The 10459-nt window shown below is 32.9% G+C and carries 12 protein-coding genes and 2 pseudogenes; 2 read left to right on the top strand and 12 right to left on the bottom strand.

Annotated elements, in window-relative coordinates; translation table 11 throughout:
- The first annotated feature begins 135 nt into the window (after positions 1–135).
- Positions 136–1101, top strand: a complete 966-nt coding sequence (locus FEZ33_RS11185; protein ID WP_138405460.1) for a DDE-type integrase/transposase/recombinase — start codon at positions 136–138, stop codon at positions 1099–1101.
- Positions 1098–1814 (top strand): IS21-like element helper ATPase IstB, encoded by a 717-nt coding sequence (istB, locus tag FEZ33_RS11180; protein WP_138405459.1) that lies wholly within the window; start codon positions 1098–1100, stop codon positions 1812–1814. Before FEZ33_RS11185 ends, istB begins: the two co-directional genes overlap by 4 nt.
- Here istB and FEZ33_RS11175 read toward each other — a convergent pair.
- From FEZ33_RS11175 to FEZ33_RS11125, 12 genes and pseudogenes are all read right to left on the bottom strand, one after another.
- On the bottom strand, positions 1745–3196 hold the full coding sequence (locus FEZ33_RS11175) for a xylulokinase (RefSeq protein WP_235888832.1): 1452 nt from the start codon (positions 3194–3196) through the stop codon (positions 1745–1747). The two genes, istB and FEZ33_RS11175, sit on opposite strands and share 70 nt — an antisense overlap.
- A gap of 24 nt (positions 3197–3220) precedes the next feature.
- Entirely contained in the window at positions 3221–3355 is a 135-nt protein-coding gene (locus FEZ33_RS12900; RefSeq protein WP_268951523.1) for a hypothetical protein, read from the bottom strand.
- Between the two features lie 275 nt (positions 3356–3630).
- A pseudogene (locus FEZ33_RS11170) lies at positions 3631–4143 on the bottom strand (hypothetical protein); the annotation flags it as partial.
- A 493-nt stretch (positions 4144–4636) separates the two neighbouring features.
- Positions 4637–5284, bottom strand: coding sequence for a class II aldolase/adducin family protein (locus tag FEZ33_RS11165; RefSeq protein WP_138405457.1), 648 nt, complete (start codon positions 5282–5284; stop codon positions 4637–4639).
- 1 nt (position 5285) lies between these two features.
- Entirely contained in the window at positions 5286–5798 is a 513-nt protein-coding gene (locus FEZ33_RS11160) for a hypothetical protein (RefSeq protein ID WP_138405456.1), read from the bottom strand.
- A gap of 15 nt (positions 5799–5813) precedes the next feature.
- Entirely contained in the window at positions 5814–7175 is a 1362-nt protein-coding gene (locus FEZ33_RS11155) for a PTS galactitol transporter subunit IIC (RefSeq protein WP_138405455.1), read from the bottom strand.
- Between the two features lie 17 nt (positions 7176–7192).
- A complete protein-coding gene (locus FEZ33_RS11150) occupies positions 7193–7477 on the bottom strand; it encodes a PTS sugar transporter subunit IIB (protein WP_138405454.1) in 285 nt (94 codons plus the stop codon).
- A complete protein-coding gene (locus tag FEZ33_RS11145) occupies positions 7477–7962 on the bottom strand; it encodes a PTS sugar transporter subunit IIA (protein ID WP_212746706.1) in 486 nt (161 codons plus the stop codon). Before FEZ33_RS11145 ends, FEZ33_RS11150 begins: the two co-directional genes overlap by 1 nt.
- Before the next feature lie 140 nt (positions 7963–8102).
- Positions 8103–8624 carry a YjbQ family protein gene (locus FEZ33_RS11140; RefSeq protein ID WP_138405453.1) on the bottom strand — a complete coding sequence of 174 codons (522 nt, stop codon included), beginning with the start codon at positions 8622–8624 and terminating at the stop codon, positions 8103–8105.
- Between the two features lie 12 nt (positions 8625–8636).
- Entirely contained in the window at positions 8637–9329 is a 693-nt protein-coding gene (locus FEZ33_RS11135) for a triose-phosphate isomerase (RefSeq protein WP_138405452.1), read from the bottom strand.
- Positions 9330–9340: 11 nt separating this feature from the next.
- On the bottom strand, positions 9341–10180 hold the full coding sequence (locus tag FEZ33_RS11130; RefSeq protein ID WP_171031386.1) for a class II fructose-bisphosphate aldolase: 840 nt from the start codon (positions 10178–10180) through the stop codon (positions 9341–9343).
- A gap of 161 nt (positions 10181–10341) precedes the next feature.
- Positions 10342–10459: pseudogene (locus FEZ33_RS11125) on the bottom strand (IS30 family transposase); the annotation flags it as partial.

The raw sequence follows: 10459 nt of genomic DNA, 5'->3' as shown, positions 1-10459 counted from the left end.
TAAATCACAGTGGTTATGGGATATTTCTTTAGTGGTACATTAAGCTGGCAAAAGGTGGTACATTCTTTGGCAAACAGTGGTAAGAAAGTTGGCATCAGTGGTACAAATGTGTGGCAGTAGTCAGTCAAAGCATTAGTGTTAAGTACTCCGTTTAGCAATGCGGGATTTGCAGTTGCTTTACCAAGTGAAAATCAGGAATGCTTATTAACTGGTATGAAAGAAATCTTTAAGCAAATGGGCTGTGTCCCTAAGACAATTCGAATTGATAATATGACAACTGCAGTTATTAAACCAAAATCAAAATTCAAGGATGCAAAGTTAACGAATGAATTTCTACAATTTGCAATGCATTATGGGTTCAATGTCCAAACTTGTAACCCTGCAAGTGGTCATGAAAAAGGTAGTGTTGAAAATAAAGTCGGATATGTTCGCTATAATTTCTTTTCTGAAACACCCAAGATGAAAGATTTTTCTTCTTTGAATAAAGATTTAGAACAGAGAATGGTAAAGAAACGAAAAGAAAAACACTATGAGAAAATAAGAACGATAGAATCACTTTGGAAAGAAGAAAAGAAATCCTGCTTAGAACTACCAGATGAAGATTACCCTGTCTTTAAAGAAGTTCTAGTAAGAGCAAATAAAATGAATGAAATAAAATTAGATAATACTTTAATACATATTCATAATTCATGGCGTCATGGTGAAGTATATGCCTATCTCACTTGGGACAAATATCGTATTATCACTCGCAACGGAGAAATCATTCAAGAAGATTTTCGTCCATATGTTACTCGAAAACGAGCAATTGATTGGCCTACAATCCTTAGGGATTGGAAACAGCGGTTATCTAAAATCACTTATTCACGATACTGGAAGTACCTTCCAGGACGGATACAGTCATATTTGAGTGTTGATGATCTACGTTTACTCTACCAACGACTCGATCGTTTATTAGGTTTGTTATCTGTTCATACAATGATTGAATTGAATGAAAGGTTCTATGAACTGATTTCTGAAGAGTATGAGGAAAGTCTATCTGATGTGAACTGGCAAGGATATGATGCTCTTACCCAAGTTGCAGCCAAAGGAGTGAAGGTATGATTTATACTTTAGAAACAGTATGTAAAGAACTGCGCTTAAATAGTTTACCAAGCTTAGTTGATGATCCTAAACAAGAAGAATGGCTACTTAAATTGTTAATAAATGAAGTAGAAGCTAAAGAAGAACGAAAAATTCAACGTTTAATTAAGCAAGCGAAGTTTATTGGCCATAAAACACTTGATTCCTTCGAGTGGCATCAAGATATTCGGTTACAAGATTCCCAAACTAGAGAAATATTAACTTCTCTTGATTTTATAAAAGAAAATCAAAATATTGTATGTATTGGTGCCCCAGGCACCGGTAAAACTCATTTAGCTAGTGTTTTAGGCTACAAAGCTTGTCAACAGGGTATTGAGACTCGATTTTGGCGAGTTAGTGACCTTGTCTTAGAACTTGAACGAGCATGGAAAAACAATCAATTAGAGCGGTTTAAAAAACGATTTAATCGAGTACAGTTGGTTATATTAGATGAAATGGGTTACGTCCCATTTAACAAGAATGGTTCTGAATTACTCTTTCAATTAATTAGTGATTGGTATGAAACTAAAAGTGTTGTAATTACTTCAAACCTTGAGTTTAGTAGCTGGAACAAGGTCTTTATTGATCCGCGCCTTACTTCAGCTCTTGTTGATCGCTTAATTCATCACGCACACATATTAACTTTTACTGGAGAGAGTTTTCGTTTGAAAAATGCATTATCAAAAAAAGAATAATTAAAAGGAAAAAATTGGATGGCTATATTGTGTACTTTTCGTTGCAATACTATGTACTTCAAATTTGCAAAACACACTAGGTATTCTTCTAACTTCAATTGATTGTTATTTATCAAGTATGAAGCTAAGATTGCCATTCCCCATGCACCACCTTCACTTGCTGTATCCATGACGGTTACGTCAGATTTCATAACAGCTGCTAAAATTGATTGAGCGATTACGGGGGTTTTAAAAATTCCTCCGTGAGCTACTGTTTCTGAAATATCAATATGCTCTTTCTCTAACAGTATTTCCATTCCAATCTTCATTGTGGCAAAGGCTGAATATAGATTGGCTTTTATGAAATTGGCTAAGTTAAATTCTCCATTAGGATTCCTTACTATCATTGGTCTTCCTTCTTCGATATTAATTATATTTTCCCCAGAATGAAAACCATAAACTAATAGTTGTCCAATATCTTGATTTGCTTCTTCTGATTTATTGAATAGTTTATCAAACAATTCGTTAATACTAATCTCGATACCCATCGTATCAAAGACTTCTTTAAATAATGACATCCAATAATTAATTTCCGATGTACAATTATTGATATGAACCATTGCTACTTCGGAACCTGTGGGTGTTGTCACGCTGTCAATTTCAGGATATACCTTACTTAACTTCTTATCTAAAACAATCATGGCAAATGCTGAAGTTCCTGCAGATACATTTGCAGTCCCTTGCTTTACACTATTTGTTGCTACCATCCCAGTTCCTACATCCCCCTCAGGAGGGGCTATGATTAATCCGGGTTCTAAATTTCCGGTTGGATCTAATAATTTAGCCCCTTCCTCAGTTAAAGTTCCAGCCTTTTCGCCAGCTTGTAGAACTGTTGGTAAAATATCTTGAATTAACCAAGGAACACCTTCATCAGACACACATTCATTAAATTGCTTAATCATATGTTCGTTGTACCCTTTAGTCTCAGGGTCTATTGGAAACATACCTGAAGCATCACCAATTCCTAGTACTCTTTCTCCTGTTAATTTCCAATGTACATAACCGGCTAATGTTGTTATTTGATCAATTCCTTGCACATGCTTTTCATTATTTAATATAGCTTGGTGTAAATGGGTAATACTCCATCGATGCGGAATATTGAAATTGAATAATTCAGATAATTCTTTAGTAGCTAAATCTGTATTCCCATTCCGCCAAGTTCTAAAGGCCAATAATAGCCCCCCTTTATTATCTAATGCGATATATCCATGCATCATTGCACTGAATCCAATCGAGCCAACTTTTGTTAATGTAATATCAAATTCATTCTTTACATTATTTACTAAATTTTGAAATGCTTCCTGTAATTTTGACCAAATAGTATTTTCAGCATACGTCCACAAACCATCCTAATTTAATTCATTCTCTCATTCTGATTCTCCAGAACCGATTACTTTAAAATCATTATTAATTAAAACAGCTTTAATACGCGTTGAATCAAGTTCAATCCCTAAACTCGTTTCCGCACATTCAATACTCTTCCTCACATTTTGTTTGTCCATTTAATCACCTCTGAAATAGCGCTTTAATTTACAAGTAGTTAGTACCATTCAGTTTTCTATAACGCAACATAAACATACGTACAAGTTTTGTTTTAACATATTGGATTCCAGATAATATAATTACAAATCCTATTAATATAGTATTCATATCTGTTATTAATTTTAAATTTATTTATATTAATTTCATTAACCAGAAATGCCATACAACTTTTTTCTTGTTTCAAAGATTAACCATACAACTAAAAAACCTCCTGAATATTCAGTAGGTCAAAAGTTTAATTATTCTCATTTTCTTTTAAATCAATTATCTGCACAGAATCCTTTTCTATTATGGTAGTTTCAAATAACTTTTTTCTTAATATCAGGATTCTCACCTCTAACCGCATAAATGGGATTCTTTTATAAGTAAGCTCTAAATATAAGTTTGTATTTGGATTAAAATAGCTACTCTTCGTAGGCTCAATAATCAATCCATCAACTTCGTTACTCATCATTTTTCTTAGTGCATTTTCTTCATCTGAGTAATTATTATGTGTACTAGAAATTAATAAACTAATATTTTCGTTATTTAATTCTCGTTCGTTTCCTCTAATAATCGATGGAAATATATAATCAGACATATAGGTAGTGACTACCCCGATAAAAAGTGGTTTTCCTTTCGCAAACTGGTTGTTATTCGGGTCAAAAGAAACATACGACCCTGAGCCTTTTTCTTTTCGAACGAATTCTTCTTTAACTAAAATTGAAATAGCTTCACGAATTATGTGACGGCTCACGTCATACAATTGAGTTAACTCATTTTAAGATGGAATAGTTTCACCAAATTTATATTCACCATCTTTAATTTTCTCTCTGAACTCATTTGCTATATATAAAGATTTTACTACTCCATCTCTAAACATACTAATTCTACTCTCTTACCTCATTATTTTTTGGGATTTTTGTAAGAGACTTTTTACTCTTACCTTTGATATTAAATAAACATGAACAAAAATTCAAATGAATATTTCTTTTTTTAGATATCCAGATTTTATTAACTAAAGTATTACTTCTACTATCTATTATTTTTTACTCATAATATTACTAAACTTTTTCTTATTGTATCTATTTTCTGTTAATTTATAATTCACTTCACAGTTACTTAAAATATGATGGTCATCGCTGTTTAAATATTTTTCATTTTCATTTTAAGGTTAGCGATTTTTTATCCTTAATAATATTATTTCCAAATAAAGCCCCCTTAAATTTAAGGGGGCTTTTCATTTTATTTAAACTTAGCTTTTATTTTTGACCATAATTCTTAAATATTTCAATCGCAGTCTCCACTTGACTATCATCTAACATTGCCATTTCCTTTTCACCACTATAAGATTTAGCAGCAACAATCGTTTTACATGCCTCTTCTAAATATACTGCAGCGTATAGTGCTTGGTTTAAATTTTCACCGACTGTAACCACTCCATGGTGTTTAAGTACTACTGCCAATTTATTATCTAAGTATTTAACACTTTGAATTCCCATCTCAATATCTGCTGCGGAGCTATAAGGAGCTACTTTAACTGACCCTCTAGTTGAGTTCGCTAAAGTGGTTAAATTACAAGGAATCTCATCAATTACAAGGCCAATTCCAGTAGCATATGGTTGATGTGTATGAATTACTGCATTAACTTCAGGCTTATTTTGAAAGATATATCGAATAGGTTCATTATCAACACTAGGTCTTCTATTCCCTTCAATTATTCGTCCATCGATATCCATTACTACTACATCTGACTCCATCATATCTTCATAGATCATACCTGACGGAGTAATTAGTATTTCCCCTGTACTCAATCTTGTACTGATATTCCCTCCTGAAAGAGAAATTAGGCCGTAACGGTCTAATTTCTTTCCAGTTTCAATAATCTCTCTTTTTTCAGATTCAAACAATTTATTTGTTCTCCTTTTCATTTTTTAGGGCTAAGTATCTAGTATTAACAGTCCGAGCTTTAGATTTAATAGTCTCTGGATGTTTAGTGTATTCGACATCTCTCAATTTGTGAAAAAGCTGTAAACCTTCCTCGAATCTTTTTGTATGTATCCAATATCTATTTTTTTTATTATTGTTATAAATTCTGATATACATTTTTCCGCTTGAAGGAAATTCTCTGATGTTAATTTTTTCAATTTTATCCAAAGAATACACATCCTTTTTACCATAAGCCTCAAATGAAACTTTAGTCTCAGATATCCCAACTATTTCACTATTCACTTTCGCAACAAATGAATTCCAAAAAGTATACACACAAGTAATAAAAAAGATGATTGGAAGTACCGTAGAAAAATCATATAGAAAACAAACGATAGGAATAATGATAATCCCTACTAATGAAATCACTCCAGTAAGTGTTTGATCAATAAAATATTTGGATTTACTATACGTATATTTAACTATTGTAATCACCTCTTTATTTCTATTTTAATTTTGAAGTAGTTTCGCTTCTTTTATAATACGGTTTCGATTCCATATTGACATCCCAAACGCAACTAATCCAGAGGCACCTAAACCTATGATTGGCCCGAATTCATTTATTCTTACTAATACCCATGTGAGTGGATTGGCTCCATCAACAATTGATGAAATTTGGCTTGTTCCTTCAGGCATATTAAATCCAACATCTAATGCCGCAGAGGTCATTAAAGGAGCTAAATCTGTTGCAATTAGTAAACCAAGCGACAGCATTAAAATACCAATTATAAGAGCTCTAAATCCATTTTCTTTTACTATTGGTGTAATAAGCACAAACATCCATGGAATTGTTGCTAAATCTCCAAATGGCATTACTGTATTTCCAGGTAAAACAACAGCTAAGAAAACTGCGATTGGAACTAATATTAATGAAATAGCCATTGTGACAGGGTGACCTACTCCGATTGCAGAATCTAAACCAATATATATTTTTCCACGATTAGAGAACCTTTCCTGAATAAATTGACTTGCAGTATCACTGATAGGAATTAACCCTTCCATTAAAAGCGCTGCCATTTTTGGAATTAACACAAGTACAGCACCTAACGAAATACCTAGTGTTAATATTTCAGGAATATTGTATCCGGCAACAATACCTATAAGTACACCTAAAAGTGTTCCGACCATTATTGGTTCTCCGAATACACCAAATTTTTCCTGTAACTTAGTTGTATTAATATCTATTTTATTAATACCTGGGATTAAATCTATAATTTTGTTTAGCACTATTGCTATTGGTGCATAGGCTGTTGTAAATCCGTGCGGCAAAGAAACTCCAGGTAAATTTAGAGATTTTTCAACTTCTGGTGCTGTTACGTCAGCTAATACCATGATAATTACCATATTAATTACAGCGGCAATTATACCGTAAGCAACATTTTCAGTTAAAATCGCTACTAATGCTCCTGTGAAAGCAAAATGCCAGTAGTCCCAAATATCAACATTTACAGTTTGGGTTGTGTTAGTTAAGAGCATTACGATATTTACAATCAGTCCTAAAGGTATTATTACGATACCAACTGTAGATCCCAATGCTATAGCTGCAGTTGCTGGCCATCCAACATCTATCGTTGATAAATTTAACCCAAAACGAGCTACCATATCCTGAACGGCAGGTGCTAATGAAACTCCCAATAAGTTATTGATTACTAAGTTTAAACCAATAAATCCTACCCCTACTGTAAGACCTGCTCTAAGACTGGTACCTACTCCTGCTTTAAAAACTAGTCCAATAATGAATATCACGATTGGCATCATTACTGCCACACCTAAACTTTGAACGAAGTCAAAAAAGTTTAATATTGCATCCATTTATTTGCCCTCCATTTTCATTTTTTCATTAATTCTAATATTTCGTCCGTTGCTTTTTGTATATTTACCCCAGTAAGAAAAGGTACTGCAGAAACATATTCACACTCTAAACCTGCAGGTTCTTGAGTTGTTGATATTAGAAAGTCATATTTTGGTGATAACCGTGGCGCCTCTGTAACTTTTATTTGATTTATTTCATACTCACCTTTATAGCCGTTTGAATCTAAGATATTTTTTATTTTGTTATTAACCGCTGTCGAAGTCGCGATCCCTGATCCACAGGCAACTAAAATTTTTTTCATTATTTATTCTCCTCTAAATTTCTTTTGAAAATATTATAAACTTTTTCCTCTGATTCCTCGGAACTTAATTCTTCTAACATCTTTTCATTTTGAAATAATTCTATCAGTGTTTGTAACATTTCTAATTGCTTAGAAGGGTCTTTTATCGCCAACATAAATACTATTTTAACATCCACATCTTCATCTTCTGTTCCCATCATTGTGAACTTCACGGTGTTTTTTAACACACCGATCGAAATAGTCTCCTCTATAACATGCTCTGCATCAGTATGTGGTATTGCCACTCCTACTGACGTAGTCATTAAACCGGTTGGGAATACTTTTTCTCTTTCTTGTATTGCTTTTTGAAAAGATCCCTTGACATAGCCGTTTTTCTCTAAATTTATCCCCATCAAATCAAGTACATTTAGTGAATTATTCGACTCTATATTAGTGATTATATTAGCGCTATCTAACACTGTGTCTTTTATTTTTACTTTTCCCAATCTAAATCTCCCTCTTATCTATAATAGAATATATAGCATTAATATTTTATTTATGAAAAAAATATTTTTTTCAGTGAAATTAATTTTTATATTTTCTTATTTTTACTGAAAAAATCACTAGTTAATCACTCCTTTCATTTTTACTCTCCAATAACTGTAATTGAACATTTTCTTGTACGTGATCTAGTAGTGTCAAAATCCACAAAATATATATATCCCGTAGAACCTACACCTAAATTCCATTTTTCTACATCGAATGTCTCACTTGAACCAATAATTGTTGCTTTTAAATGAGCATCGCCATTCCATAAAGCAGATCTATCTCCATTTGGAAGATACTCATCCGCATTTGGCCAAGATTCCACTGCCTGATAATGCTCGTCACCAGGATAAATAAATGTATCTGCAGATGTATGATATGGAATAATTTTCTCTAATGCATTGTTAAGATCTTGTTGTAACGACTCTACTCCTTCTTCATTTTCATCATGGGCATATTCCTCATAAAACACAGCACATGTAGTGTGAGGACTAACCACTGTCACAATACCATTTTCTACTTCACTATCCTCTATTGCCTTTCTCACCTCTTTAGTAATATCGATATATGTAGGTATACTTCCCTTTGACTTTAATTCTATTTTTTCTTTAAACATTTTCATTACTGATTCCTCCTATTGCTTAGATGCCTTATATGCAGCTTCAATCATTTCAATTAACATTTGTTCCGGATCAGCTGCCTTTGTAATCCCGCTCGTACAACCTGTTCCATCAGCCCCTAGTTTAATCGTCTTGAACACATCATCAGCTGTACTAATTCCCGCTGCTTGCATTATTAAAATGTTTTCGTCCACTTCATGAATTGCACTATTTGTACCTTCAACATAAGATTCATCACTTGTTTGACCAGTACCTATTAGCTCAGTTGGTTCACAAAGAATTATATCTGGTTTTAACATTGCTACTGCCTTAGCTTCGTCAATTGAATCTGCACAAACTACAGAAATAATTCCTAACTCTTTCGCACGTTTAACAGATGCAGTTACTTCACTTAATTTCATCGGCTGTTCAGCATGATTTAAAAATGTTGCTCTTGCTCCAGCGTTATAAATTGATTCAGGCAGTACATAACCCATTCCTCGTCCAGGTTGAATGCCATCCATATGTTGTGCTGTAACAATTACATGCTCTGTTTCATCAGCTATCGCTTTTAGGTCTGAAAATGGAGTAGTAACAAAAATACTTAAATCTGGATATTTTTTGGCTTGCTCGTCTGCTACTTTAGCTAATTTTAGTAAATCATCACCATATAGAAATGACTTTGGATTAAATATAAAAAATGGTTTATTAATTTTAACTTTAGACAATTTTGTTCCTCCTATAAATTTACCGGCTGAGTTTCAAAAACATCATAATAATGATTAAGCACTGATTTCATTCTTTCATTCGCAATTTTTTTCAATTCTATATAATCTGTTGGCATTTCTTCAGTGATAGCTTCGATCGCACCGTTAATGAAATCTGAATAAATATTAATTTTTACAATTCCACTCGTTGCACATCTATTTAAGTTTGTATCTCCAGTTGAAGAACCACCATGTAATACTAATGGTACATCTGTCATTTTATGTATATCCTCTAATCTATCAAAACTTAGTTTTGGCTCACCTTTATAAACTCCATGGGCTGTTCCTATCGAAACTGCTAAGGAATCTACTCCAGTCTCTTTAACGAATTGAATAACATCTTTTACTTCTGTATATACTGAATCAGTTAAAATACTTGATTCTGAAGTATCGTTAGCTCCTACGTGTCCTAATTCTGCTTCTACAGTTACATCATATTCATGTGCGTAATCTACAACTTCTTTAGATATTTTGATATTTTCATCAAAAGGCTTTTCAGATGCATCTATCATCACTGACTTAAAACCAAGTTCTATAGCTTTAAAGATATAATCAGGGTCTGAACCATGGTCTAAATGAAGAGCAATTGGTACTGTTGCTTTTTCAGCAAAATATTTACCAATAATAGCCGCTTCTTCTAATGAAATAATATCTTTATGTGATTGTGCAAATGCAAGAAGTAAAGGTAAACCTCTTTTTTCTGCTATCTCTACATATGATCTAGCTGAATCTAAGTCAATAAAATTAGTTGCTGGTATTGCAAAACCTTTATTCTGAGCTGTTTTGAACAACTGTCTAGTATTAACTAACATTATATCGCCCCTTTTTAACATTTGTATTATGCTTTAACATTTGTTATAGTTTTATAATAATGTAAGCGCTACACATTTTCAAGCTATTTATTTATCGCCTTTATTTTATATCATATGTCAAGTTATTGAAAAAACAGGAGGTTTTTTACAATTTTGATTTGTCAAATTAAGCTAGACAAAACAGCTTCATCTAAGTAACTCAAAAATACTTCCAACGGTGTTTGGTAGTGCAAGGATTTCCGTGGAATCGTGTTCCGTTTGTGTGCAATCGATGACACA

The organism is Ruoffia tabacinasalis, from assembly GCF_005864045.1.
GTDB classification, from domain to species: Bacteria; Bacillota; Bacilli; order Lactobacillales; family Aerococcaceae; genus Ruoffia; species Ruoffia tabacinasalis.
This window is presented reverse-complemented; position numbering and strand designations above follow the sequence as displayed.